This window comes from Staphylococcus sp. HMSC063F05 (assembly GCF_001837075.1).
GTDB lineage: Bacteria > Bacillota > Bacilli > Staphylococcales > Staphylococcaceae > Staphylococcus > Staphylococcus epidermidis.
Map to the genome: position 1 here is coordinate 31,827 of NZ_KV831352.1, position 26,864 is coordinate 58,690.

The window sequence follows — 26,864 nt, forward strand, 5'->3', positions numbered from 1 at the left end:
ATTATACGTCTTTTAAGAATAGCAAAATGTAAATTCTTTTCAATACTAAATCAGTTCATTTAAGGTAGTTATTAATATTTACCATCTATATGTGAAATATAATAATTATAAATTTAATGGAGTTGAATACCTTTATCACGTTCTAATAACAAATTATTAATTGTAATGGTGGTTATGTTGTGGAAATATTAAGAAATACTATTTATGAATTAGTTTATGTACAATCTAGATAAGTTTAATAATAAAAATTATTTGTTTTGATCTATTTTAAATTCACCAGCAAACATTCCAGCAACATGACCCGTAACTAATGCGCTTGTTATATTATAACCTCCAGTGTATCCATGAATATCTAGGACTTCGCCACATAAAAATAATCCTGGCACTAATTTAGACATCATAGTTTTTGGTTCTATTTCTTTTAAAGAAATACCGCCGCCTGTCACAAAAGCTTTGTCTAATGGAAGTGTGCCATCTACTGTAAAGGTAAAAGTCTTTAGAAGATTAATAAAAGTTTGAAACTGTTGATTTGATAAATGATGTGCAGTCATTTCATCATTAATACCAGATTGTTCGAGAATAAACAATAAATACCGCTCTTCTATTAATCCTCGCAAGCTATTTTTAATATATTTATCTGGTTCTGCATTAAGTATTTTTCTCACTTTTTGAGATAGTTGATCTACGTTTAGTTCAGGAAAAACATCTAATTGCATATGGATATTTTTCTTTTTTTGATTTTTCTGCTCTTTATAAACAAACTGACTACATCTAAGAGCAGCAGGACCACTAATTCCAAAATGTGTGAATATCATATCCATTTGATGACTTACTCTTTTTTTACCATTTTTCTTTAAGACCGATAAATTAACATCTTTTAAACTTAACCCTTTTAAGCGATTTGATTTGATAAAAGTTTCTGATGAAGTGATAGGCACTTCAGTAGGGAATAATTCTGTTATAGAATGACCTAGAGATTTTGCAAATTTGTAACCATCTCCAGTAGAACCGGTTTGAGGAACTGATGTACCGCCTGTAGCAATAATTAAACTGTGACTTTCAAATTCACCTATTTGTGTTTTAACTTTAAAATTATGGTCATAGGAAACACTGACAACTGGTGTTTCTTCCTTAACCTCAACATGATTTTCTTTGAGTTGGTTAATAAGCACATCAACAACATCTTGAGATTTATTTGAAACTGGAAACATTCTACCATGATCTTCTTCTTTAAGTTTGACTCCACGGGTTTCAAAAAAATTTATAATAGAAAGATTATCAAAAACTGAAAAAGGGCTATATAGGAATTTACCATTACCCGGAATATTTTTTATGATTTCATCATATGGAAGTCTATTAGTTACGTTGCAACGACCACCACCTGAGATTTTTAGTTTCCGTCCAAGACCTTTTTTCTTTTCGATTAATAAAACTGATTTATTTTTTTCACTTGCAGCAACTGCAGCCATAGCCCCACTTGGGCCACCTCCGATAACAATTGTTTGATACATGATGATAACCTCCACACCTTTTTATCTTAATTATTGTAAATGGAATAGGATGACAAAGCTTAAGATAATAATTATAATATAAAACTTGGCAAATAATATTAAAATTGAAGTTGAGAGTCTATTAAAGTCCATATTGATTTTAATTAAAGTTATCTTTATAGGACAAACAACTATTATTTTGTGATATATTTTAAAGTAATGCAAGATAATGAGTTTAACAGTAAAAATAGAACTGACAAGCATTAATAATTATTAAGATAGGAAGATAGGTTATGAGTGAAAGTAAAGAAATGGTTCGTGGAACCTTTTTAATTACAATAAGTATTTTAATTACAAAAGTATTAGGTGTCTTATTTATTATTCCGTTTACTGCTTTAATAGGTGGACAAGCCAACATGGCACCTTTTACTTATGCTTATGCACCATACAATATAGCTATAGCTATAGCAACAGCTGGTGTTCCGCTTGCCGCGTCAAAATATGTTGCTAAATATAATGCACTAGGTGCATATAAGGTCAGTCAGAAGTTTTATAAATCAAGTTTTGTAGTCATGAGTATTACAGGAATTGTAGGTTTCCTAGTTTTATATTTATTAGCACCATACATAGCTGAACTAACCTTATCACGTAATACTCATGGTAATAGTGGATGGACAGTAGCTGATATCACTTGGATTATTAGAATAATAAGTATGGTAGTTATATTTATTCCAGTTCTCGCAACTTGGAGAGGAATATTTCAAGGATACAAATCGATGGGACCTACTGCAGTGTCAGAAGTTACAGAGCAAATTGCAAGAATTGTATTTATTTTAGTAGGTAGTTATTTAACGCTCAATGTATTTGGAGGTACAGTTCTTCAGGCAAATGGTATTGCAACGTTTGCAGCTGCAATAGGTGCAATCGCAGGAATACTTACATTATGGTATTACTGGATTAAAAGAAGAAAAAATATTAAAAAAATGGTCGACTCAGATACAGCGAATCTAAATGTTTCATACGGGAAAATGTATAAAGAAATTATTGCTTATAGTATACCGTTTGTCATAGTAAGTTTGAATTTTCCACTATTTAATTTGGTCGATCAGTTTACTCATAATGGTGCGCTTAACCTTGTAGGTGTCAAACCTGGTTTGCAAGATATATTCTTTAACATGTTAAACATGTCTACAAACAAAATAGTAATGATTCCAACATCATTAAGTGCTGGATTTGCTGTCAGTTTAATACCATTTATAACTAAAACCTATGAAGAAGGTAGATATGCAGAGATGCATCGACAAATTAGAACTTCGATTGGAGTTTTAATGTTCATTACTGTTCCAGCTAGTATTGGTATCATGGCATTAGCGCAACCTTTGTTCACAGTATTCTATGGTTTTGATCCAGTTGTTCACGGTCACGATCCAAATTTCGATGGAAGTAGATTATTATTTTATTATGCTCCTGTTGCAATTTTAATTTCATTATTAAGTGTTACAGCATCAATGTTACAGGGTATCGATAAACAAAAACTAACAGTTTTTGTTATTTTAGGATCTGTTTTAATTAAACTGATTCTCAATTATCCTTTAATTATGTTATTACACACACCTGGCGCTGTATTAAGTACAGCAATAGCTTTATTATTTGCAATTTGTTGCAATTTCTATATTCTTAAAAAATATGCAAACTTTAAATTTAGTTACAGTTGGATACATTTAGCTAAGATTATTCTAATTTCAATCATCATGATGATTGGGGTTGAGGTGATTTTCTTCATTTTAAGATTATTCTTGGAACCAACTAGATTTAATTACTTGATTATTGTTGCAATTGGTGTCATTGTGGGAGCAATCATTTATGGTGGTATTACAATCAAGACTAAATTAGCTGATGAATTTTTAGGTGATATTCCCGCTAAAATAAGACGTAAAGTGAAGATGTTGCGATGAGATTAGATAAATTTCTAGCTAATATGGGTGTTGGAACGCGATCAGAAGTTAAACAGTTACTCAAAAAAGGATCTGTTAAAGTCAACCAAAATATAGTTAAGTTACCTAAACTTCATGTTAATCCTAATTCTGATGAGATAATGGTAAATGATGAAGTAGTTAGTTATATCGACAAAGTGTATATCATGTTAAACAAACCAAAAGGTTATATTTCAGCGACAGAGGATGAGGTGCATCCTACTATTATTGATTTGATACCTGAATATGCACATTTAAATATTTTTCCGGTCGGACGTTTGGACAAAGATACAGAAGGATTACTCCTTGTTACAAATGATGGACAGTTTAATCATGAAGTAATGAATCCCAATAAGCATGTTTCAAAGACTTATGAAGTCTATTCAAAACACCCAATAACTCAATTCGATATTGATAAATTTAAATCCGGAATAGAATTATCAGATGGAAAATTAAAGCCTGCAATTTTAAAGAAAGTTGATAATTATGTATCGCATGTCACTATTTACGAAGGAAAATATCATCAAGTTAAAAGAATGTTTCATAGTATCGAAAATGAGGTATTAGAATTGAAACGCATAAAGATTGCTCAACTAGAACTAGATCATAATTTAGATTTGGGTAGTTACCGTTTGTTAACACAAATAGATTTTGATAATCTTAAGAACTAACAAAGGAGAGATGTAAAATGGGAAAAAGTACTAATTTATTTAAAATTGCATTAGGCATTGGTGGTGCAATTACTGCTGTAGCATTATCACGTAAAGAAAGTCGAGATAAACTTAAACAAGAATATAATAAATATAAAGAAAATCCTGAATCATATAAATCTAGCGCTAAAGATTTAGCAACTCAAATAGGTAATAAAGCTAATGAAACAATTCAAGAAGTTAAGAAGAACCCTAAAGACTATGTTGAACGTATCAAAAGTAATCCTAAAGAATTTTTAGAAGAAGAAAAGTCTAAAATTATTGGCAAAAATGATCAGACACAAGATGATATTGAAGAAGGAAAATTTGATGCTGAAGGCGGCGCAACTGTCAATAACAATTTAAGAGTTGTTACTGAAGATGACTTAAAAAATAATAAAAATGCATTACAAGATAAAAAAGAATAATTATACATTTTAAATTTAGTGGAACAGAATTTGAATTCAATTCGTTGTTCCACGGTGATTACAAAGATTCGTTTTAAACATAAGTGTTATTAGTTTATTTTCAATCCGTTCATCGATTGTTAAGAATAAGAGAAGCCTAGGACATTAATTTGTACCTAGGCTTTTATATATTTTTTAAATATAAGTTAATCATTTAGTCACTACTTATTAATAAAAATTAAGTTATTTTTCTGACATCTTACTGTAGTTTCTTTTAAACATCATGTAAAATGGAACATAACTTAGAAAAAAAGGAAGTTGATCTCGAATGTGGAAAGAAAAGGTTCTAGAGTACGAAAATCAAATGATTGAAGATCTTAAAGGTTTATTATCTATAGAAAGCATCAGAGATGATTCTAAAGCCACTGCTGATGCACCTGTGGGACCAGGACCGAGAGAAGCTCTTGATTACATGTACAATTTAGGTAAAAGAGATGGTTTTTCAACGCATGACGTTGATCATATAGCTGGTAGAATTGAAGCTGGTAAAGGAGAAGATGTATTAGGTATTTTATGTCATGTCGATGTAGTACCCGCAGGCGATGGGTGGGATTCAAACCCATTCCAACCAGTAGTGACAGACAATGCAATTATAGCCAGAGGGACACTGGATGATAAAGGACCCACCATTGCTGCCTATTATGCAGTTAAAATTTTAAATGAGATGAAGGTAGATTGGAAAAAACGTATACACATTATTATCGGAACTGATGAAGAATCAGATTGGAAATGTACAGACAGATATTTCAAAACAGAAGAAATGCCTACCTTAGGTTTTGCTCCAGATGCAGAATTCCCAGCAATACATGGTGAAAAAGGTATAACAACCTTTGATTTAGTACAAAATGAAGTGACAGAAGATACAGATGAACCTGACTATGAGTTATTAAAATTTGAATCTGGTCAAAGATACAATATGGTTCCTGATTATGCTAAGGCAGAAGTGCTCGTCAAAGAAAATATGACAGATGTCATTCAAAACTTTGAAAACTTTTTACAACAAAATCAACTACAAGGTGAAAGTACAGTTGACAGTGGTATTTTAATATTAACAATTGAGGGTAAAGCAGTTCATGGCATGGATCCATCTTTAGGTGTTAATGCAGGATTGTTTTTACTTAAATTTTTAGCAAGTCTTAATCTAAATAAAAGCGCAAAAGATTTCGTAGAATTCAATGAGCGATACTTATTTGAATCTCACTTTGGTGAAAAAATGGGTATGAAGTTCCATACTGATATTATGGGAGATGTCACTACTAATATCGGGGTTATCAGTTATGATAAAGAAAAAGCAGGCCGTTATGGTATTAATCTAAGATATCCCGAAGGATTTAAATTTGAAGACGCAATCGATAGATTTAGAAGTGAAATTAATGAACTAGGTTTTAATTTAGAACTTGGCAAAGTTCAAAAACCACACTATGTCGATAAAAATGATCCATTTGTAAAAACACTTGTAAACGCATATAGAAATCAAACAGGTGATATGACTGAACCATATACGATTGGTGGAGGAACATATGCGAGAAATTTAGATAAGGGTGTCGCATTTGGTGCGATGTTTGCAGATTCAGAAGATTTAATGCATCAAAAAAATGAGTATATAACTAAAAAGCAATTGATCAATGCAACAAGTATTTATTTAGAAGCTATTTACGCTTTATGTGTGGAGGATTAATTTATGACAAAAGTTTTTATAAATGGTGAATTTGTTAATGAAGAGGATGCTAAGGTTTCATACGAAGATCGAGGCTACGTGTTTGGGGACGGAATCTATGAATATATACGGGCATATGATGGGAAATTGTTTACCGTTAAAGAGCATTTTGAAAGATTTTTAAGAAGTGCTGAAGAAATAGGACTAGATTTAAATTATACTATTGAGGAATTAATTGAATTAGTACGCCGATTATTAAAAGAAAATAATGTAGTGAATGGCGGTATTTATATACAAGCTACTCGTGGTGCTGCTCCTCGAAATCATTCATTTCCTACACCACCTGTAAAACCTGTTATTATGGCGTTTACAAAAAGTTATGATAGACCTTATGAAGAATTAGAACAAGGAGTTTATGCCATTACAACTGAAGACATTAGATGGTTACGTTGTGATATTAAAAGTTTAAATTTATTAGGAAATGTATTAGCTAAAGAATATGCTGTTAAATATAATGCTGCAGAGGCTATACAACACCGAGGTGATATTGTCACTGAGGGTGCATCTAGTAATGTTTACGCAATTAAAGATGGAGTGATATACACGCATCCAGTTAATAATTTTATATTGAACGGAATTACTCGCCGTGTCATAAAATGGATAGCAGAGGATGAACAAATACCATTCAAAGAAGAAACATTTACAGTAGAATTTCTTAAAAGTGCTGATGAAGTTATCATTTCTAGTACTTCTGCAGAAGTTATGCCAATTACAAAAATTGATGGTGAAAATGTTCAAGACGGACAAGTTGGTACTATAACACGACAATTACAACAAGGATTTGAAAAGTATATTCAATCGCATAGTATTTAAAATTTTTAAATTTATAGTTTGAGGATGAAAATTTAAAATAATTGTCTTATTTCACCGTAAATCTGATCTTATAATGTGTTATAATTTATAATAAAGCGATTTAGAAATCAAAGAGACATTAGACTAGTAAAATGTATCTTTTTGTTTCTGATTTTTAGTTGAAATGTAACCCTAAAAATTATAAAATCTTTTATGAGTGATAAATTATGAACGGATTAAATAAGTCTGATTAAGATGGGACTAAGTATTGACTTAAATAGCTCACATAAACTGTTAACAAATTAAATGTAAAGCGTAAAAAACAAACGCTTTGTAAAAATTAGAATATATGGCTCACGAAAAACTATTTCTTGAGCCATTTTCTAGTTGAAAGTGAGGTGAACGTGTTGGAGCAGTTTTATCAGTTAGGGTGGACACTTGATTCGGCAGGAGGAGCTTCTGGTGAAGCATATATGGCTGAACAAGATGGACAAAAATTATTTTTAAAACGAAATTCAAATCCTTTTATTGCTGCGCTATCTGCAGAAGGAATTGTACCTAAACTTGTTTGGACGAAACGTATTGAAACAGGTGAAGTAGTAACAGCTCAGCATTGGAAAAATGGCAGAGAATTAAATGAAGATGAAATGAACCAAACAAGAGTCGCTGAACTACTACATAAAATTCACGGTTCAAGACCTTTATTAACTATGCTAAAGCGTATGGAGATGGAACCTATTACGCCTGACATTATGTTGAATAAAATTAACGCATCACTTTCAAGAGAAGTTTTGACACATCATGTTGTGAGAAGAGCTTTAACTTACCTTGAAGATCATATACCGAATTTAGACGCACGTTTCTTTACTGTTGTACATGGAGATGTTAATCATAACAACTGGTTATTATCAGATCGGGATGAACTTTACCTTGTGGATTGGGAAGGTGCAATGATTGCAGACCCAGCGATTGACATTGGTATGCTGCTTTACAATTACGTTCCTCAAAACAAATGGTCTCAGTGGTTTAAAACTTATGGCGTTGAAGAAAGTGTCAATTTGAATAAACGTATGAAATGGTACACAGTTATTCAAGCAATAGGTCTTATTCAATGGTATGAAGAACAAAAACGCTATAGAGATATGAATACATGGCTGAAATTTTTAAATGAAGTAATGAATAGTAACTTATTTATATAAGGAGTAATTAATGATGAGAGTTCGTTACAAACCGTGGGCCGAAGATTATTTAAAGAACCATCCTGATTTAGTAGACATGGATGGTGCTCACGCAGGTAAAATGTCTGAGTGGTTCGAAAAAGAACAACCGATTTATATTGAAATTGGTTCAGGAATGGGACAATTTATAACAACATTAGCAGCACAATATCCAGAGATTAATTTTGTATCAATGGAACGTGAAAAAAGTGTGATGTACAAAGTTCTTGATAAAACAAAAGAAATGGGTCTTAAAAATTTAAAAATGATTTGTAATGATGCTATTGAGCTTAATGAGTATTTCAAAGATAAAGAAATATCTAGAATTTACTTAAATTTTTCAGATCCTTGGCCTAAAAAGCGCCATGCAAAAAGACGTTTGACGTATCATACATACCTTGCATTATATAAACAAATACTTAAAGATGACGGTGAAATTCATTTTAAAACTGATAATCGTGGTTTGTTCGCATTTAGTATAGAAAGTATGTCGCAATTTGGAATGTACTTTACTAAAATGAATTTAAATTTACACGATGAAGATGATGAAGATAATATAGTGACAGAATATGAGAAGAAATTCTCTGAAAAGGGATCTCGTATTTATCGAATGGAAGCTAAATTTCATAAATGTTTCGAATAGAATAGGTAACTTATCATTTATATCAAATCAACTTTTATGTTTAAAATTATCATGAAAGTTGGTTTTTTTACAAAAAGCCCCAAATGATTTTAAATATAAATTCATTTGGGGCGAAGTTATTGTGATAGGTTTTTATTATTATTATATAATATCAATTTTACCTCAGAGTTCAATTATATCAATGATTTGTCCTGACACAGCATCTGCATAAAATTCATAATTAATAAGATGGTCATTTTTTAATACTGTGATACCACCTTGGTATATTGGTTGATTATGATTTATATTTTCTAAAACGATTGGTTCTTGCACAATATAGGAACCTTTTACTTCTCTAAAATAAGTTTTGACTTCATTTAGTAATAATTCGGCGTTATACAGTTTTTTCTTCGTCAAAAAAATGAGAGAAAAGATTAATATAAAAAAAGCTGTAGAAAAAAACAATATAGTTATTTTTTTAAAATTAACTGACTTCATCACAAATTCTCCTCTTACATAATTCATATCATTAGTTTACCACATTGAAGATGATATAATTAAGCATAAGGAGTGAGATTTTATATGACTATTGATAACTCAAAAACATTGGAACGAATTAAAATATTAACAGAGCTTCATGGAGCACCTGGTTTTGAAGATGAAGTGAGAAGTTATATGAAAAGTGAAATGGAACCATACGTGGATAAGTTTATTCAAAATAAGATGGGTGGTTTCTATGGTATAAAAAAATCAAATAAAGAAAACGCACCTCGAGTTATGATAGCAGCACATATGGATGAAATAGGTTTTATGATTACTCATATTAATGATAATGGAATGATTCAATTTACGAATTTAGGTGGCGTGGCTAATGATATTTGGCAAGGACAAAGATTAAAAATAAAAAATAGATACGGTAAAGAAATCATAGGTGTAGTTGCTAATATTCCTAAACATTTTAGAACAGGAAATGAAAGCATACCTCAAATCAAAGATTTAATGCTAGATATTGGTGCTTCTTCATCAGAAGAAGTGCGCAATCGGGGTGTAGAGGTGGGCGATACAATAGTTCCTCACACAATAATGACTCAGTTGTCAAAAAACAGATACAGCGCGAAAGCCTGGGACAATCGATATGGTTGTGTCTTAGCTATTGAGATATTAGAATTATTAAAAGACGTTCAACTAGATGTTGACTTATATGTTGGTGCCAATGTACAAGAAGAAGTTGGACTTAGAGGAGCTAAAGCTGCCGCAAAGCAAATTGATCCTGATATTGCATTCGTTGTCGATTGCTCCCCTGCAAATGATATCAAAGGTAAACAACAACTTTCTGGTGTGTTAGGGGAGGGGACTTTAATTCGTATCAAAGATGGTACTATGATACTTAAACCATTATTTAGAGATTATCTCCTTAAGCTAGCAGAAGAAAATCAGATTGCATATCAATATTATATATCACCAGGTGGTACAGATGGTGGGGAGATTCATAAAGAAAATGAAGGTATACCAACAGCTGTTATTGGAGTATGTGCGCGTTATATTCATAGCACTGATGCGGTCTTTGATATTAGAGATTATTTTTCTGCACGTCACTTGCTAAAAGAAAGTATTATTCATTTAACAAGTGGACAAATTCAACAATTACAATATGGAAAGGAATTTTGATATTTATGATTAAACTTGAATCAGAACAACAATTTGAAGAATTAAAAAAAGGGTATACAGTATTTGAATTCACTGCTGGATGGTGTCCAGATTGTAAAGTAATTGAACCGGATTTACCTAAATTAGAGAAAAAATACAGTCAATTACAATTTGTGTCTGTAGATAGAGATCAATTTATAGATATTTGTGTTCAAAATGATATTTTAGGCATTCCTAGTTTTCTTATCTTTAAAGAAGGTCAACTTTTAGGAAGCTATATAGGTAAAGAGAGAAAATCAATTGATCAAATTGATCAATTTTTATCTCAACACATTTAATAATTAGTCAGAAAATGACTCAGCAAATCTACATTAATTTATAATAACAAATTAATGTGATTATCTGAGTTTTTTCTGTTAACTCAACATTATTTATTGTAAACTGTAAAAAGGTGCGAAAATAGGGAGTGTTAATAATGAATGTCTTCCAAATGAGAGATAAATTGAAAGCGCGTTTAAAACATTTAGACGTAGAATTCAAGTTTGATAGAGAAGAAGAAACGTTACGTATTGTAAGAATTGACAATCACAAAGGTGTAACGATTAAACTTAACGCTATCGTCGCAAAATATGAAGAACAAAAAGAAAAAATTATAGATGAAATTTGTTATTATGTCGAGGAAGCAATCGCTCAGATGGGTGATGAAGTGATTAATAATGTTGAGGACATACAAATTATGCCGGTTATAAGAGCTACAAGTTTCGACAAAGAAACTAAGGAAGGTCATGCATTTGTGTTAACAGAACATACTGCTGAAACTAATATATATTACGCTCTTGATCTAGGGAAATCTTATCGGCTAATAGATGAAAATATGTTACAAACGTTAAATTTAACTGCTCAACAAGTGAAAGAAATGTCACTATTTAATGTTCGTAAGTTAGAGTGTCGCTATAGTACGGATGAAGTTAAAGGTAATATTTTTTACTTCATCAACACAAATGATGGATATGATGCAAGTCGTATTTTAAATACTTCTTTTTTAAATCATATTCAACACCAATGTGAAGGTGAAATGCTTGTTGGTGTGCCACATCAAGATGTATTAATTCTTGCAGATATTAGAAATAAAACAGGTTATGATGTTATGGCTCATTTGACTATGGAATTCTTTACTAAAGGACTTGTTCCGATTACTTCTTTATCATTTGGTTATGATAACGGACATCTAGAGCCAATATTTATTTTGGGGAAAAATAATAAACAAAAAAGAGATCCTAACGTTATTCAACGTTTAGAAGCGAACAGAAAAAAATTCAAAAAAGATTAATGATAGAAATGGAGTTTTATAAATGAACTTATTTTACAATCCTAAAGGTGTTGGAGATGTTGCATTTATTCAAATTGAACCTTCAGTTGGTCCTTTTGAATATGAACAAAAACATGGTGTGGTAGAAATCAAAAAAGAAAATGAGGTAGTAGGTTATAATATATTTAATGTGTCTAATAATGTGACAATAAATGATAATGGACATATTAAACTAACTACTGAATTAATCAAAGATTTACAACAACTGATTACTGAAGCAGGTTTTGATTATCAACTTGATACTGATGTATCGCCTAAATTTGTAGTTGGTTACGTAGAAACTAAAGAAAAACACCCTAATGCAGACAAACTAAGTGTGTTGAATGTAAATGTCGGTACTGAAAAACTTCAAATTGTTTGTGGGGCTCCAAATGTAGAATCTGGTCAGAAGGTCGTTGTTGCAAAAGTTGGGGCCGTTATGCCAAGCGGAATGGTAATTAAAGATGCCCAATTACGTGGGGTAGATTCTAGTGGTATGATTTGCTCAATGAAAGAATTAAATTTGCCTAATGCTCCTAAAGAAAAAGGAATTATGGTACTTAACGATGACTATGATATTGGTCAGGCATTTTTTGAATAATTAAGAAAGGTAGTGTAATTATGAGCTGGTTTGATAAATTATTTGGCGATGACAACGGTTCGAACGACGATTTGTTACGCAAAAATAAAAATAGACGTCAGTCTCAGCAAACAAAACAAAATAATCAAGACTCATTACTGCCTCAAAATAATGATATTTATAGTCGACCAAGAGGTAAATTTAGATTTCCAATACAAGTTTCTGAAAATGAATATACGCAAAAAAATGAAAATTATAATGAACATAACCAAGAAGAAACAAACGATATAATGAGATCATATAACCAGCATGATAATCCTGAATTTGATTCTTCTGGTAAAAGACATCGACGCCGACGCCAAGCGTATTCAAAACACGATCAATCTAAGATTACACAACAAAAGCAATTTGCAGATAACAATTATACAAATAATAACAGTGTTTTTAATCAAAACGACAATAAGAAATCTTCACAACAACGTAAATCAATACAATCTGAAAATATCAAAAACAAAGCAAACACTAAGAATACGTCGACATCTCCTGAATTTACATATTTAAATCATAGTTTTAAATCAAGCGAGGTACCCTCAGCAATTTTTGGTACAAAAAAACGAAGACCGATTGAGAATGGTGTCATACCGCCAGAACATAAGGAATTAAATGATAAAGAGACTGTTCAACAGGATGAAGTCTCGCATTCAACGAAATCAATAGATGCATCAAAAAATGTTTCTAATAGTAACGATAACAATATTGAAAAAAATCAACAGAAAAAACAACAAACAACTGCTCAAACTGAGTCATCATCAGAAAATATGCATAATGTTGAAAAGTCAAATTATCAAACTACTAAGCGTAAAACACCAAATTACTCTAAAGTAGATAATACGATTAATATTGAAAATATCTATGCTTCACAAATTGTAGAAGAAATCAGAAGAGAAAGAGAACGTAAAGTTCTACAGAAACGACGTTTTAAGAAAGCCTTACAACAAAAACGTCAACAAAATCAACAGTCAGAAGAGGATTCAATTCAACAAGCTATTGATGAAATGTATGCTAAGCAAGCCCAACATTACACAGGCGAAAGTTCATTGGATTTAGAAAATGAAAGTAATCAAGATTCGTCATCTAATAGTCTAGAGAAACAATCAAATAGCAGCAACATTGACAATAAAGAAGCCCAAAATAACACACCTTTATTTAACTACGAAGAAATTAACTTAGATACGACATCAGATGTATATAAAGTTAATGAAGAAGAAACTGAATCTAAAAATGATGAAGATTTAGTATCATCAAATCATTATCATTCTAATGATGATGCGGAAGTAGAAGATGCCGAATATCACGAATTAGATGATAACCGACAACAAAACCAAAGTAACTCTCAAGACGATATAATTAGTTCAAAATCAAGTACTTCAAATATGTATGATAATGCAATCAGTGCAAGTGTAGATAATAACACTGAAAGAGCTAAATCAAATGAAGATAAAAATGATACAGAAATTACACACTTAGATGGAACAACAAGTGCAAAAGTTAGTGACGAGATAATTGAATCTAATACAAACAATCATTTAGAACAAGATAAGAATGTAAAATTAAAAAATGTAAATTCATCAAAATCTTCAAATTCTGATACAGGTCAAACAAGAAAACAACGTTTTGGTGGTAGTAGACCGTTTAATGTTTTAATGACACCATCAGATAAAAAGAGAATGATGGATCAAAACCACAAAAAAGTAAGTGTTCCAGAGCTTAAACCTGAAAAACAAGCGAATGCAAATCATAGAAAAGACAGCGAATCTAATAAATCTGAAGAATTTAAACAAATCAATACTAATAGAGAAACCGATTCTAATAGTTATGAATCTAATGGCATAGAGCATGATATGAATTCATCAAGTGATGAGCACGTATATGAAACACCATCCAAACAACAGGATGAGCAAATACAAAAGCTACAAGATGATTTTCATTTTGAAAACGCAAATCATGCTAAAATTAACAATTCAAATGAAACTGGCAATCAAAGTAATATAAGTCATTCAAAACGGTCACAATATTCAACAAATGAAAGTAAAAATATTGATACACAAACTTCAAATTCAAGTACATCAAATCAAAATTTTCAACGTATTCGTAAAGGACCGAATATTAAATTGCCGAGTTATCAATTATTGGAAGCCCCAGAACCACATGAAAAAGATCAAGATTGGATAGATAATAAAAAGCAAGAATTAAACGACGCATTATATTATTTCAATGTGCCTGCGGAAGTGAAAAATGTAACAGAAGGACCGAGTGTTACTCGATTCGAATTATCTGTTGAAAAAGGTGTCAAAGTATCAAGAATCACGGCATTACAAGATGATATAAAAATGGCTTTAGCTGCTAAAGATATTAGAATTGAAGCACCAATTCCAGGTACAAGTTTAGTAGGTATTGAAGTGCCAAATCAAAATCCTACTAAAGTGAATTTAAGGTCAATTATTGAATCACCTAAATTTAAAAATACAGAGTCCAAACTTACAGTTGCAATGGGTTATCGAATTAATAATGAACCCTTATTAATGGATATCGCTAAAACGCCTCATGCACTTATCGCTGGTGCTACAGGGTCAGGCAAATCGGTATGTATCAATAGTATCTTAATGTCTTTACTTTATAAAAATCATCCAGAAGAATTGCGTTTATTACTCATTGATCCGAAAATGGTAGAACTTGCACCGTATAACGATTTACCACATCTTGTATCACCCGTAATAACAGATGTAAAAGCAGCTACACAAAGTTTAAAATGGGCTGTTGAAGAAATGGAAAAACGTTATAAATTGTTTGCTCAATATCATGTCAGAAATATTACTGCTTTCAATAAAAAAGCACCTTATGAGCAAAGAATGCCTAAAATTGTTATAGTAATTGATGAGTTAGCTGATCTTATGATGATGGCACCACAAGATGTAGAACAATCAATTGCACGTATAGCTCAAAAAGCTCGAGCTTGTGGTATCCATATGTTAGTTGCTACACAACGACCATCAGTGAATGTAATCACTGGTCTTATTAAAGCTAATATACCTACTAGAATTGCATTTATGGTTTCATCGAGTGTTGATTCTAGAACGATTTTAGACAGTGGTGGCGCTGAAAGATTATTAGGTTATGGTGATATGCTTTATTTAGGTAGCGGTATGAATAAACCTATACGTGTTCAAGGTACATTTGTTTCAGATGACGAAATAGATGAAGTTGTTGACTTTATTAAGCAACAGCGTGATCCTGAATATTTATTTGAAGAAAAAGAATTATTAAAGAAAACACAAACTCAAGCACAAGATGATTTATTTGATGATGTATGTGAGTTTATGGTTGAAGAGGGACATATTTCTACTTCTCTTATCCAAAGACATTTCCAAATTGGTTATAACAGAGCGGCAAGAATTATCGATCAGCTAGAACAATTAGGATATATTTCAGGTGCTAATGGTTCTAAACCAAGGGATGTTTATATTACAGAAGCGGATTTAAGTAAAGAATAAAATGAGTAAGGAGTATTGAAATGACACACTATCATTTTGTCGGAATTAAAGGCTCAGGCATGAGTTCATTAGCACAAATCATGCATGACCTCGGTCATGAAGTACAAGGTTCAGACATAGAATCATACGTTTTTACAGAAGTTGCATTAAGAAATAAAGGGATTAAAATTTTACCTTTTGATGCAAATAATATTACAAAAGAAATGGTTGTCATCCAAGGTAATGCATTTCCTGATAATCATGAAGAAATTGTTAGGGCACATGAATTAAAGCTTGATATTATAAAATATCATGACTTTCTTGGTCATGTTATAAATCAATATACATCTGTTGCTGTTACAGGTGCACACGGTAAAACGTCTACAACTGGTTTGTTGTCACATGTGATGAATGGAGATAAAAAGACATCATTCCTAATCGGTGATGGTACAGGTATGGGACTACCAGGAAGTGACTATTTTGCTTTTGAGGCTTGTGAATACCGTAGGCACTTCTTAAGTTATCATCCAGATTATGCAATTATGACTAATATTGATTTTGACCATCCAGATTATTTTAAAAATATCGATGATGTTTATGATGCATTCCAACATATGGCGTTAAATGTTAAGAAAGGAATTATTGCTTGGGGTGATGATGAATATTTACGTAAATTAGATGTAGATATTCCGGTTTATTATTATGGCTTTAAAGAAACAGATGACATCTATGCTAAAAATATTCAAATTACTGAAAAGGGTACGCAATTTGATGTATATATTAAAGGCGAATTTTATGATCAATTCTTATCCCCACAATATGGAAATCACAACATTCTAAACGCACTTGCTGTAATAGCAATTAGTTATTTAGAAAACATGAATGTAGAAAATATTAAAGAAGCACTGATAACATTTGGTGGTGTAAAACGTCGTTTTAATGAAACAAAAGTATCAAATCAAGTATTAGTAGACGATTATGCACACCATCCAAGAGAAATTAGTGCTACAATTGAGACAGCGCGAAAAAAATATCCGAAAAAAGATGTTGTTGCCGTTTTTCAACCACATACGTTCTCAAGAACTCAAGCATTTTTAAACGAATTTGCTGAGAGTTTAAGTAAGGCAGACCAAGTATTTTTATGTGAAATATTCGGTTCAATAAGAGAAAATACGGGAGATTTAACTATAGAAGATTTAATCAATCGTATTGACGGCTCGACGCTTATAGATGAAAATAGTATTGACGTATTAGAAAAATTTGATAACGCTGTAATTTTATTTATGGGCGCTGGTGACATTCAAAAGTTACTAAAAGCTTATTTTGAAAAATTAGGCGTAAAAAATGATTTTTAATATGTTTATATAAAAGCATCATGGGTATTAAATATTAATGACTTTTATTTTATGGTAATTAGGAGGCGTTTTTAATGGATTGGATTTTACCAATTGCAGGAATCATTGCTGCGATAGCGTTTTTAATTTTATGTATCGGTATCGTCGTGGTACTTATTTCTGTTAAAAAGAATTTAGACTATGTGGCTAAAACACTAGATGGTGTTGAAGGTCAAGTTCAAGGTATTACTCGTGAAACGACTGATTTACTTCATAAAGTGAATCGCTTAACTGAAGATATTCAAGGTAAAGTTGATCGTTTAAATTCTGTAGTTGATGCTGTTAAGGGCATTGGAGACTCAGTACAAAACTTAAATGGATCTGTAGATAGAGTTACAAACTCAATTACGCACAATATTTCTCAAAATGAAGATAAAATTTCTCAAGTTGTACAATGGTCAAATGTTGCAATGGAAATTGCTGACAAATGGCAAAACAGATACAATCGTAGAGGAAGTGCAAACTACAAAACAAACACTGTAGCAGATGATGCAAATCATAGCTACAATTCACGTGTTAATAAATAATTAATACTATTTAATGACAAATGCACTTAAATGAGGCTTTTACTTATTTAAGTGCTTTTGTTTTAGGAGGAAAGTTTATGGAACATTATAATCGTGATAATTTCGAGAAAAGCCATACAAGCGAAGAATTGTATCATCGCACATCTCGTTCACAATCTAACTCATTGAAGCGTAAGGATTTTGTAGTTAGTTTCATAGCAAGTGCGATAGTAGGTTCTGCTGTTGGATTGTACTATAAAAATAAAATATATAAAAAAACGGATGAATTGAAAGAAAAAGAACAAGATTTACGTAGTAAAGTTGAAAACTATAGACAACGAGCGGAAGATACAGTGGTTTCTGTTAAATCTAAAGTTGAGCAATTAAAATATGATTCCAAAGATAATATCCATGCAGATGAATTACAAGCTCAAAAAGCTGCTATTCAACGCGAAACAGACTTAGCGGATGAATCACCGGAAGCGCAAGCAATTCAAGAAGCAAAAAAAGAAACAAAACAAGTGGATGATGTGAGACCATCAGCAACAGAATTAGCAGCTCAACAAAATGCTATTCAACACGAAACAGACTTAGCGGATGAATCACCGGAAGCGCAGGCAATTCAAGAAGCTAAAAGTGAAGTTGATTCAAACAATAAAACATCTACGACGCACATAGATAGTGAGAAAGAACCTTCTGCTGAAGAAATTGCAATTGCTCAAACGGCAGTTAAAGAAGAAGCACGCAATCATGATTTAGCAAACCCTTCTGCAAGTGGAGAAGATACTAAAAGTAAGTCAGAAACTGAAACAGAAAAATTAGCTGCAGCGGCAAAAGCAAAAAAAGATAGAATAAATAATAATAATGAAGTTGCTAGTAACACGAAAAATCTAATGCAAGAAGAAGCTATAAAAGCTTCAAATAACTCTGATGTTCCAAATCTTGTAACTAATTTAAATCAATCTCAAGCATCAGATACTAATTCAGTTGCTTATCGCTTAGCACAGGCAGCAAAAGAAAAAAGATCTAAGCTCACAAATGGCTCTAAAGAAACACAACTTACAGAAGCGTTGTTAAAAGAACCATCAATTGCTAAAGCTCAAACAAAATTGAAGCGTATCCCTACACTTATTACTGAATCTAAAAAACATTCAAATAATCCGCACAGCCAAAAAAATTCGAATCAGACTAAGAATATAACAGCAAATAAAGAGGATTCCAAAGGCAAACAGCAACATACACCTAACCAAAACAAACGTAATAAACAACAAAAAGTAGAAAAAACTAGTAGCAAAATTGAAAAACGAACATTTAATGATTAATCTCGAGTTTTAAATATTAACAATGATAAAGAGTAAAATGAAGTGTATTGAACATTATAAAAGTTATATTCTTTATCTACTTAACACGATTTACTAACTATTGTAATTATTATGTTAAATTTTAAATTTAAGTCATTAATTTAAGAGATTATTTCACTTTAAAATTAGATATTTAAATAATATCTGAAATCTTGAGGTAGGACGACGAATTTATATTCAGTTCGTTCCTATCTCTTTTAACATTTAAATAATATTGTAATGTCATTATTTAACAAATTATTACTTACATAAATTTACAGAAGATTTAGTATTTTCTGTAAATTGACGCTTGAACTATAAATGTGAAATTGTTAAAATTAGATTTGAATATTTTTAATTTTATCGCTTTAAAGTAACATACTTTATGCGGAACTATATCTTAGAGGTGAGTAGAAATGACTAATAAACTAGAACAGTATAGAGAAGAAATTGTTTCCTTAAATGATCAAATATTAGAATTACTATCGAAGCGAGGAGAATTAGCACAGAAAATTGGTGAAGAAAAAATTAAGCAAGGTACACGAGTATATGATCCTCAGCGTGAAAAGGAAATGATTAATCAGCTATTAGATAAAAATAAAGGTCCATTTAACGACAATGTGATTAAGCAATTATTTAAAGAAATTTTTAAAGCCTCTACAGATTTACAAAAATCAGAAAATGAAAAACATCTTTATGTATCACGTAAATTGAAACCTGAAGATACGATCGTTAAATTTGATAATGGTGGAATCATTGGTGATGGTAATAAATCATTTGTATTTGGTCCTTGTTCTGTAGAATCACAAGAACAAGTTGATGCTGTAGCACAAGATTTGCAGGCTAAAGGCGAGAAATTTATTCGTGGCGGAGCGTTTAAGCCGAGAACTTCTCCTTATGATTTCCAAGGTCTTGGAGTAGAAGGTCTCAAAATTTTGAAAAATGTTAAAGATAAATATAACTTAAATGTAGTAAGTGAAATAGTTAACCCAAATGATTTCGAAATCGCTTCAGATTATTTGGATGTTTTCCAAATTGGTGCTAGAAATATGCAAAATTTTGAGTTACTCAAAGAAGCTGGTCGTACAGATAAACCTATTTTATTGAAACGTGGTTTATCAGCAACGATAGAAGAATTTATCTATGCAGCAGAATATATTGCTTCACAAGGTAACCGAAATATTATTTTATGTGAGAGAGGTATTCGTACATACGAAAAAGCAACTAGAAATACATTAGATATCTCTGCTGTACCTATTTTAAAGCAAGGAACACATCTACCTGTTATGGTTGATGTAACGCATAGTACAGGTAGAAAAGATATTATGTTACCGACAGCGAAAGCGGCTTTAGCCGTTGGTGCTGATGGAGTTATGGCTGAAGTTCATCCAGATCCTTCTGTTGCGTTAAGTGATGCCGGTCAACAAATGGATCTTAATGAATTCAATCAATTTTATCACGAATTAAAACCACTTGCTGATATGTACAATTCGAAGAAACTGAAATAGTAAATCATGTATCGTTATACAATTAAATAAGTGATAATTTCCCATAGTTCAATATACTTTTGAGCTATGGGAAATTTTATTTATACCAACCCATTAATAAAAAATCACATAAAAAATATTAAATGTAACGGAGTTTTTAACAGAATTGTGACAAAAACATAAAATGATTTCACAAACTATACAAATATGATAAACTTTGAAAATGATATGAAAACACGTTATAATAACAAATAAAACGTTTACAAGGAGGAAATTATGACAGTTACAATTTATGATGTAGCCCGAGAGGCTAGGGTATCAATGGCAACTGTTTCACGTGTAGTAAATGGAAACCAAAATGTTAAACCAGAAACACGTAATAAAGTAAATGAAGTCATTAAAAGGTTAAACTATCGACCTAACGCAGTTGCAAGAGGTCTTGCAAGTAAACGTACAACGACAGTTGGAGTTATAATTCCCGATATTTCAAATGTTTATTATTCTCAACTTGCAAGAGGTTTAGAAGATATTGCAACAATGTACAAATATCACTCAATTATCTCAAACTCAGATAATGATCCAGAAAAAGAAAAAGAAATTTTTAATAATTTATTAAGTAAACAAGTCGATGGTATTATTTTCTTAGGTGGAACTATTTCTGAAGAAATTAAAAGTCTTATTAATCAATCATCTGTACCAGTCGTAGTTTCTGGAACGGATGGTAAGGATGATCATATTGCATCTGTAAATATTGATTTTAAACAAGCAGCCGAAGAAGCAACACAATATCTTATAGAGAAGGGTGCTAAAACATTTTCTTTAATAGGTGGAGAATACTCTATAAAGGCACAAGATGATGTTTTAGAGGGCCTTAAAAATGTTTTAAGTCAGCATCAACTAAAATTAGACGATACATTACATTTAACTGGCAATGAAAGTTACAAATCAGGTATAAAAACATTTGAACAATTGCAATCGAATTTACCAGATGCTGTTCTTTGTATTAGTGATGAGCAAGCAATAGGTATATTGCATAGTGCACAAGATGCTGGAGTGAAAGTACCTGAAGACTTACAGATTATTAGTTTTAACAATACACGTTTAGTAGAAATGGTGAGACCACAGTTATCTAGTGTTATTCAACCATTGTATGATATTGGTGCTGTTGGAATGAGATTACTGACTAAATACATGAACGATGAAGAAATTGAAAATCCTAATGTCATATTGCCTCATAGAATAGAATACCGTGGGACAACTCAGTAATAATAATTAGTGACATATAAGATATCTATATTAATGCTCTATAGTGAAATAAATATTTTCATTATAGAGTGTTTTTCATATTCACTCATTGTATCTGAATCAATCAATTTTTCTATTTAAATTCACTTTAACACACATTACTAAGGAATAACTTTATAACTGTTCTTGTTAGTACAATTAAATATTTAGTAATTTTATGGGTAAATACGATTATTTTCATATCAATGAATTACAAGTATTGTTATACGTGTAACTTTTGTGAAAAATTTCTTATGTATCCAGAATACGAATAGCATGATTATTTCTAAAATAACGAACTTTTAGCACTAAATATATTAAAATATTCGACATTTAAATGTAAGTCGGTTATCATGATTCATATAACTCGTTAATTATATAAAATCAAGGGGCTGAATATTTTGGCACAATTATCAGATTTAGAAATAGCAAACTTATCAAAACTTAAACCAATAAGTGAAATTGCAAGAAAAGTAGGGATTACTGAGGATGCTTTAGAACCATACGGCCACTATAAAGCTAAAATAGATATTAATCAGATACAAGAACAGGAGAAAAAAGGGAAAGTCGTATTAGTAACTGCTATGAGCCCAACACCAGCTGGTGAAGGAAAATCCACAGTAACTGTAGGTTTAGCAGATGCATTTAACAAGTTGAATCATAATGTTACTGTTGCATTACGAGAACCTGCCTTAGGACCAACTTTTGGTATTAAAGGAGGCGCAACAGGTGGTGGTTATGCTCAAGTACTTCCTATGGAAGATATTAATTTACATTTTAATGGTGATTTTCATGCAATTACTACTGCAAACAATGCACTTTCCGCATTTATCGACAACCACCTACATCAAGGAAATGAATTGGGAATTGATCAACGAAGAATTGAATGGAAACGTGTTTTAGATATGAATGATCGTGCGTTACGTCATGTTAACGTAGGATTAGGTGGTACAACTCACGGAGTACCTAGAGAAGATGGTTTTAATATAACAGTTGCGTCAGAGATAATGGCTATTTTATGTCTAAGCCGAAATATCAAAGATTTAAAAGAAAAAATAAGTCGAATTACCATTGGTTATACACGTCATCATAAACCTATAACAGTTTCTGATTTGAAAGTAGAAGGTGCATTAACTTTAATACTTAAAGATGCGATTAAACCAAATTTAGTTCAAACAATTGAGGGAACTCCAGCTCTTGTTCACGGAGGCCCTTTTGCCAATATTGCTCATGGTTGTAACTCTATATTAGCAACTGAAACTGCTAGAAACTTATCTGATATTGTTGTTACAGAAGCAGGATTTGGTTCTGATTTAGGTGCCGAGAAGTTTATGAACATTAAAGCTCGTGAAGCAGGTTTCGATCCATCAGCAGTTGTTGTTGTAGCAACGATTCGTGCTTTGAAAATGCACGGTGGTGTTGCAAAAGACCAACTTCAACATGAGAACATAGAGGCTGTTGAAGCGGGACTTGTTAATCTTGAAAGACATGTGAATAATATTAAAAAATACGGTGTCGAACCAATAGTAGCTTTAAATGCATTTATTCATGACACACCTTCTGAAACAGCGTGTGTGAAACAATGGGCTAAAGATAATCAAGTGCGTATTGCTTTAACAGAAGTATGGGAAAAAGGTGGAGAAGGTGGAATTGAACTTGCTAACCAAGTGTTCGATGTAATGCAGGAACCTCAAAACTTTAAGCATTTATATGAGTTAAAACAACCACTCGAAGCTAAAATTGAAACAATTGTTAAAGAAATTTATGGAGGTTCAAAAGTAAATTTCAGTAGTAAAGCACAAAAACAATTAAAGCAATTTAAAGAGAATGGCTGGGATGAATATCCGATTTGTATGGCTAAAACTCAATATTCATTTAGTGATGATCAGACATTGTTAGGTGCCCCGAATGATTTTGAAATAACAATTAGAGAACTTGAAGCCAAAACAGGCGCTGGATTCATCGTTGCATTAACTGGTGCTATAATGACTATGCCTGGTTTACCGAAGAAACCAGCTGCACTAAATATGGATGTTACTGATGATGGGAAAGCAATAGGTCTTTTCTAAGAAAATAAAAAAGAGAGTGAGACAGTGTTATTAATAAATATTGCTCGCTCTCTTTTCATTTCAAAAATTTCGATAAATATATCTGATTTTTATTCGTCTTTCGATTGTTTCAGCAAGTGCTGTTTAATATTGTATTTTTTAGCGTTTTCGTATTGTTGTTTAGAAATTTTTCCTTCAACACGCATACGTTTAAGTACGTATTGTTGACGTTTCATGCTCAATTTTAAAAGATGGTAAGGCTTTACTTTGCCGTGTTCGTCATAAGGCGTATAGCCGTATGGACTTTGCAGTAAGCCAATGAGATAAGCTGATTGTGCAATATTCAAATCTTTTGCAGGTATACCAAACAGACTATATGAAGCAGACGATATACCAGTTATATTGGCACCGTTGTAGTCATGACCAAATGGGACGATATTTAAATACGTATATATGATTTCATCTTTTGATAATAAATTTTCGACCCGTGTAGCCAAGATAATTTCATTTGCTTTACGACTATAAGTTTTTTTATTTGAGAGCACTTGATTTTTTACTAATTGTTGCGTGATAGTACTACCACCAGAAGATTGGTTTGAATTTGTGATATCTTGAAGCATCGCCCTTAAAAGTGCTTTAGGCATAATACCGTTATGTTTATAAAATAATGTATCTTCAGAGGCTGTAAGTGCATGTATAATATTTGAATTTACATGGTTCGGTCCAACTATGAGTGTATTTTGTGAATGATCATATTCTTCTAAAATTTGATTATTATGATTTATTAGCTCATCGCCAGGTATATGAAGGATTTTTGCTTTCAACTCTCGATCACTTATTGACGAAGCATCTTTAGTTAGTTGTTGGAAGTATAATACTAATGACAACAGTATAATAAAACCAATCAAAAAAACCACCAAAAAAATTACGACACATATATGTTTGACCTTCTTATATAAATGTTCAAATTTAGTATATTTATCTGTAGTTAGTATTTGATACTTGTTGAAATGCATTAGATACCTCCTAAAGTTAGATATAGTATACCATATCTTGAAAGTTGACTTTTAAAATAATGTTAACTATAATAATATTCAATTCAATATGTTTTGAATATAAAGGACAAGTAACTTTTGAGAAAGCTTAAAGAGAACTAGTGGTGGCTGTGAACTAGTAGTTTCTTATTGGTGAATACACCTTGCTATTTTTATTATTCAACGTTTTATTAATGAACGTATCATTAATAGAGATATTTATGAGTAACGAACTCTATCTAAGTATGGTGGTACCGTGCACAAGCGCCCTTACATTTTGTAGGGGCGCTTTTTAATATGTTTGAATAAATCACTTATATCACTATATTTATTAAATATCTTTAACTTTTTTAAATTTATAAAATAATTTAGGAGGATTTTATCAATGGCTAATGCTTTAATAGAAGATTTAAAATGGAGAGGGTTAATTTATCAACAAACAGATGAAGAGGGTATCGAAGAATTATTAAATAAGGAACAGGTCACTTTATATTGCGGCGCAGATCCTACAGCTGATAGTTTACATATTGGTCACTTGTTACCTTTTTTAACATTAAGACGCTTCCAAGAACATGGGCATCGTCCTATCGTCTTAATTGGTGGAGGTACTGGTATGATAGGAGATCCTTCTGGAAAGTCTGAAGAGCGCGTGTTACAAACAGAATCACAAGTTGAAGCTAACGTCAAAGGCCTGTCTAATCAAATGCATCGATTATTTGAATTTGGCAGTGATAAAGGGGCAAAATTAGTTAATAATAAAGATTGGCTTGGTCAAATTTCGTTGATTAGTTTTCTTAGAGATTATGGTAAACATGTTGGCGTTAACTATATGCTAGGAAAAGATTCTATTCAAACACGTTTAGAACATGGTATCTCTTATACAGAATTTACTTATACTATTTTACAAGCTATTGATTTTGGCTATTTAAATCGTGAGTTAAATTGTAAAATTCAAGTAGGCGGATCTGATCAATGGGGTAATATTACAAGTGGTATTGAATTAATGCGACGAATGTATGGACAAACTGAGGCATATGGCCTAACAATCCCATTAGTAACTAAATCAGATGGGAAGAAATTTGGTAAATCAGAGTCTGGAGCTGTGTGGTTAGATCCTGAAAAGACAAGTCCATATGAATTTTATCAATTTTGGATTAATCAATCTGACGAAGATGTAATTAAATTCTTAAAATATTTTACTTTTTTAGAAAAAGAAGAAATTAATCGATTAGAACAATCAAAAAATGAAGCGCCTCACTTACGTGAAGCACAGAAAGCACTAGCGGAAAATGTTACGAAATTTATTCATGGTGAAGCAGCTTTAAAAGACGCTATACGTATTTCAAAAGCACTGTTTAGTGGAGATTTAAAATCATTATCTGCTAAAGAACTTAAAGAAGGGTTTAAAGACGTACCTCAAGTAACGCTATCTACAAAAACGACAAATATAGTTGAAGCACTTATTGAAACAGGTATTGCTTCATCTAAACGCCAAGCACGTGAAGATGTAAACAACGGTGCAATATATATTAATGGTGAACGTCAACAATCAGTCGATTATGAGTTAAGTAGTAAAGACCTTATTGAAGATGAAATTACAATAATTCGACGAGGAAAGAAAAAATATTTCATGGTTAATTACCAATCATAAATGAAAAAATTTGATTGAATCATTTCACAATGTTTTCTATATATTATA

General features: G+C 31.6%; 22 protein-coding genes. 19 read left to right on the forward strand and 3 right to left on the reverse strand.

Annotation, left to right across the window (positions count from 1 at the left end):
- Positions 1 to 248: 248 nt before the first annotated feature.
- A complete protein-coding gene (locus HMPREF2576_RS07955; protein ID WP_001830813.1) occupies positions 249 to 1,511 on the reverse strand; it encodes a BaiN/RdsA family NAD(P)/FAD-dependent oxidoreductase in 1,263 nt (420 codons plus the stop codon).
- A 272-nt stretch (positions 1,512 to 1,783) separates the two neighbouring features.
- Between HMPREF2576_RS07955 and HMPREF2576_RS07960 the strand changes: the two genes are divergently transcribed.
- The 7 genes from HMPREF2576_RS07960 (at position 1,784) to trmB (ending at position 8,988) form a co-directional block, all read left to right on the forward strand.
- Positions 1,784 to 3,445, forward strand: a complete 1,662-nt coding sequence (locus HMPREF2576_RS07960; protein WP_001830740.1) for a putative polysaccharide biosynthesis protein — start codon at positions 1,784 to 1,786, stop codon at positions 3,443 to 3,445.
- Positions 3,442 to 4,134, forward strand: a complete 693-nt coding sequence (locus tag HMPREF2576_RS07965) for a pseudouridine synthase (RefSeq protein ID WP_001830817.1) — start codon at positions 3,442 to 3,444, stop codon at positions 4,132 to 4,134. The genes HMPREF2576_RS07960 and HMPREF2576_RS07965 overlap by 4 nt, the downstream gene beginning before the upstream one ends.
- Before the next feature lie 17 nt (positions 4,135 to 4,151).
- Positions 4,152 to 4,580 (forward strand): YtxH domain-containing protein, encoded by a 429-nt coding sequence (locus HMPREF2576_RS07970; RefSeq protein WP_001830757.1) that lies wholly within the window; start codon positions 4,152 to 4,154, stop codon positions 4,578 to 4,580.
- A gap of 307 nt (positions 4,581 to 4,887) precedes the next feature.
- Complete coding sequence (pepV, locus tag HMPREF2576_RS07975) at positions 4,888 to 6,297, forward strand: dipeptidase PepV (protein WP_029376465.1); 1,410 nt, start codon at positions 4,888 to 4,890, stop codon at positions 6,295 to 6,297.
- A gap of 3 nt (positions 6,298 to 6,300) precedes the next feature.
- Positions 6,301 to 7,149: a D-amino-acid transaminase gene (dat, locus tag HMPREF2576_RS07980; RefSeq protein WP_001830829.1), complete on the forward strand. Its 849-nt coding sequence runs from the start codon at positions 6,301 to 6,303 to the stop codon at positions 7,147 to 7,149.
- 386 nt (positions 7,150 to 7,535) lie between these two features.
- Entirely contained in the window at positions 7,536 to 8,327 is a 792-nt protein-coding gene (locus HMPREF2576_RS07985) for a phosphotransferase family protein (RefSeq protein WP_001830846.1), read from the forward strand.
- Positions 8,328 to 8,340: 13 nt separating this feature from the next.
- The gene (gene trmB / locus HMPREF2576_RS07990) at positions 8,341 to 8,988 is read left to right on the forward strand and encodes a tRNA (guanosine(46)-N7)-methyltransferase TrmB (protein ID WP_002493957.1); all 648 of its coding nucleotides are present in this window, start codon (positions 8,341 to 8,343) and stop codon (positions 8,986 to 8,988) included.
- A gap of 162 nt (positions 8,989 to 9,150) precedes the next feature.
- Here trmB and HMPREF2576_RS07995 read toward each other — a convergent pair whose 3' ends face one another.
- Positions 9,151 to 9,465, reverse strand: coding sequence for a PepSY domain-containing protein (locus tag HMPREF2576_RS07995; RefSeq protein ID WP_002470419.1), 315 nt, complete (start codon positions 9,463 to 9,465; stop codon positions 9,151 to 9,153).
- Between the two features lie 84 nt (positions 9,466 to 9,549).
- Between HMPREF2576_RS07995 and HMPREF2576_RS08000 the strand changes: the two genes are divergently transcribed.
- The 11 genes from HMPREF2576_RS08000 to HMPREF2576_RS08050 all read left to right on the forward strand — a co-directional run bounded on the left by HMPREF2576_RS08000 (position 9,550) and on the right by HMPREF2576_RS08050 (position 24,152).
- Entirely contained in the window at positions 9,550 to 10,635 is a 1,086-nt protein-coding gene (locus tag HMPREF2576_RS08000) for a M42 family metallopeptidase (protein ID WP_002456454.1), read from the forward strand.
- Positions 10,636 to 10,640: 5 nt separating this feature from the next.
- Positions 10,641 to 10,952 (forward strand): thioredoxin family protein, encoded by a 312-nt coding sequence (locus HMPREF2576_RS08005; RefSeq protein WP_001830792.1) that lies wholly within the window; start codon positions 10,641 to 10,643, stop codon positions 10,950 to 10,952.
- A gap of 137 nt (positions 10,953 to 11,089) precedes the next feature.
- Positions 11,090 to 11,944 (forward strand): DUF1444 domain-containing protein, encoded by an 855-nt coding sequence (locus HMPREF2576_RS08010; protein ID WP_001832670.1) that lies wholly within the window; start codon positions 11,090 to 11,092, stop codon positions 11,942 to 11,944.
- Between the two features lie 22 nt (positions 11,945 to 11,966).
- A complete protein-coding gene (ytpR, locus tag HMPREF2576_RS08015) occupies positions 11,967 to 12,563 on the forward strand; it encodes a YtpR family tRNA-binding protein (RefSeq protein WP_001830779.1) in 597 nt (198 codons plus the stop codon).
- 20 nt (positions 12,564 to 12,583) lie between these two features.
- Positions 12,584 to 16,093: a DNA translocase FtsK gene (locus HMPREF2576_RS08020; RefSeq protein WP_070856191.1), complete on the forward strand. Its 3,510-nt coding sequence runs from the start codon at positions 12,584 to 12,586 to the stop codon at positions 16,091 to 16,093.
- A 20-nt stretch (positions 16,094 to 16,113) separates the two neighbouring features.
- Positions 16,114 to 17,427 (forward strand): UDP-N-acetylmuramate--L-alanine ligase, encoded by a 1,314-nt coding sequence (murC, locus tag HMPREF2576_RS08025; protein WP_001830747.1) that lies wholly within the window; start codon positions 16,114 to 16,116, stop codon positions 17,425 to 17,427.
- Between the two features lie 74 nt (positions 17,428 to 17,501).
- Positions 17,502 to 17,993: a DUF948 domain-containing protein gene (locus HMPREF2576_RS08030; RefSeq protein WP_001830868.1), complete on the forward strand. Its 492-nt coding sequence runs from the start codon at positions 17,502 to 17,504 to the stop codon at positions 17,991 to 17,993.
- A 77-nt stretch (positions 17,994 to 18,070) separates the two neighbouring features.
- Positions 18,071 to 19,294, forward strand: a complete 1,224-nt coding sequence (locus HMPREF2576_RS08035) for a YtxH domain-containing protein (RefSeq protein WP_070856189.1) — start codon at positions 18,071 to 18,073, stop codon at positions 19,292 to 19,294.
- A 434-nt stretch (positions 19,295 to 19,728) separates the two neighbouring features.
- Positions 19,729 to 20,820, forward strand: coding sequence for a bifunctional 3-deoxy-7-phosphoheptulonate synthase/chorismate mutase (locus HMPREF2576_RS08040; protein ID WP_001830908.1), 1,092 nt, complete (start codon positions 19,729 to 19,731; stop codon positions 20,818 to 20,820).
- Between the two features lie 255 nt (positions 20,821 to 21,075).
- Positions 21,076 to 22,065, forward strand: a complete 990-nt coding sequence (ccpA, locus tag HMPREF2576_RS08045) for a catabolite control protein A (protein ID WP_001830844.1) — start codon at positions 21,076 to 21,078, stop codon at positions 22,063 to 22,065.
- A 419-nt stretch (positions 22,066 to 22,484) separates the two neighbouring features.
- Positions 22,485 to 24,152, forward strand: a complete 1,668-nt coding sequence (locus tag HMPREF2576_RS08050; protein WP_002440219.1) for a formate--tetrahydrofolate ligase — start codon at positions 22,485 to 22,487, stop codon at positions 24,150 to 24,152.
- 89 nt (positions 24,153 to 24,241) lie between these two features.
- Here HMPREF2576_RS08050 and HMPREF2576_RS08055 read toward each other — a convergent pair whose 3' ends face one another.
- Positions 24,242 to 25,147, reverse strand: a complete 906-nt coding sequence (locus tag HMPREF2576_RS08055) for a transglycosylase domain-containing protein (RefSeq protein ID WP_001830902.1) — start codon at positions 25,145 to 25,147, stop codon at positions 24,242 to 24,244.
- A gap of 403 nt (positions 25,148 to 25,550) precedes the next feature.
- Between HMPREF2576_RS08055 and tyrS the strand changes: the two genes are divergently transcribed.
- Positions 25,551 to 26,816, forward strand: a complete 1,266-nt coding sequence (gene tyrS, locus HMPREF2576_RS08060) for a tyrosine--tRNA ligase (protein WP_001830858.1) — start codon at positions 25,551 to 25,553, stop codon at positions 26,814 to 26,816.
- The last annotated feature ends 48 nt before the right edge of the window (positions 26,817 to 26,864 follow it).

Bases quoted from the DNA above. Each gene is read 5' to 3' on its own strand.
- HMPREF2576_RS07955 (WP_001830813.1), bottom strand. From the start codon at position 1,511: ATGTATCAAACAATTGTTATCGGAGGTGGCCCAAGTGGGGCTATGGCT.
- HMPREF2576_RS07960 (WP_001830740.1), top strand. From the start codon at position 1,784: ATGAGTGAAAGTAAAGAAATGGTTCGTGGAACCTTTTTAATTACAATA.
- HMPREF2576_RS07965 (WP_001830817.1), top strand. From the start codon at position 3,442: ATGAGATTAGATAAATTTCTAGCTAATATGGGTGTTGGAACGCGATCA.
- HMPREF2576_RS07970 (WP_001830757.1), top strand. From the start codon at position 4,152: ATGGGAAAAAGTACTAATTTATTTAAAATTGCATTAGGCATTGGTGGT.
- pepV (WP_029376465.1), top strand. From the start codon at position 4,888: ATGTGGAAAGAAAAGGTTCTAGAGTACGAAAATCAAATGATTGAAGAT.
- dat (WP_001830829.1), top strand. From the start codon at position 6,301: ATGACAAAAGTTTTTATAAATGGTGAATTTGTTAATGAAGAGGATGCT.
- trmB (WP_002493957.1), top strand. From the start codon at position 8,341: ATGAGAGTTCGTTACAAACCGTGGGCCGAAGATTATTTAAAGAACCAT.
- HMPREF2576_RS07995 (WP_002470419.1), bottom strand. From the start codon at position 9,465: ATGAAGTCAGTTAATTTTAAAAAAATAACTATATTGTTTTTTTCTACA.
- HMPREF2576_RS08000 (WP_002456454.1), top strand. From the start codon at position 9,550: ATGACTATTGATAACTCAAAAACATTGGAACGAATTAAAATATTAACA.
- HMPREF2576_RS08005 (WP_001830792.1), top strand. From the start codon at position 10,641: ATGATTAAACTTGAATCAGAACAACAATTTGAAGAATTAAAAAAAGGG.
- HMPREF2576_RS08010 (WP_001832670.1), top strand. From the start codon at position 11,090: ATGAATGTCTTCCAAATGAGAGATAAATTGAAAGCGCGTTTAAAACAT.
- ytpR (WP_001830779.1), top strand. From the start codon at position 11,967: ATGAACTTATTTTACAATCCTAAAGGTGTTGGAGATGTTGCATTTATT.
- HMPREF2576_RS08020 (WP_070856191.1), top strand. From the start codon at position 12,584: ATGAGCTGGTTTGATAAATTATTTGGCGATGACAACGGTTCGAACGAC.
- murC (WP_001830747.1), top strand. From the start codon at position 16,114: ATGACACACTATCATTTTGTCGGAATTAAAGGCTCAGGCATGAGTTCA.
- HMPREF2576_RS08030 (WP_001830868.1), top strand. From the start codon at position 17,502: ATGGATTGGATTTTACCAATTGCAGGAATCATTGCTGCGATAGCGTTT.
- HMPREF2576_RS08035 (WP_070856189.1), top strand. From the start codon at position 18,071: ATGGAACATTATAATCGTGATAATTTCGAGAAAAGCCATACAAGCGAA.
- HMPREF2576_RS08040 (WP_001830908.1), top strand. From the start codon at position 19,729: ATGACTAATAAACTAGAACAGTATAGAGAAGAAATTGTTTCCTTAAAT.
- ccpA (WP_001830844.1), top strand. From the start codon at position 21,076: ATGACAGTTACAATTTATGATGTAGCCCGAGAGGCTAGGGTATCAATG.
- HMPREF2576_RS08055 (WP_001830902.1), bottom strand. From the start codon at position 25,147: ATGCATTTCAACAAGTATCAAATACTAACTACAGATAAATATACTAAA.
- tyrS (WP_001830858.1), top strand. From the start codon at position 25,551: ATGGCTAATGCTTTAATAGAAGATTTAAAATGGAGAGGGTTAATTTAT.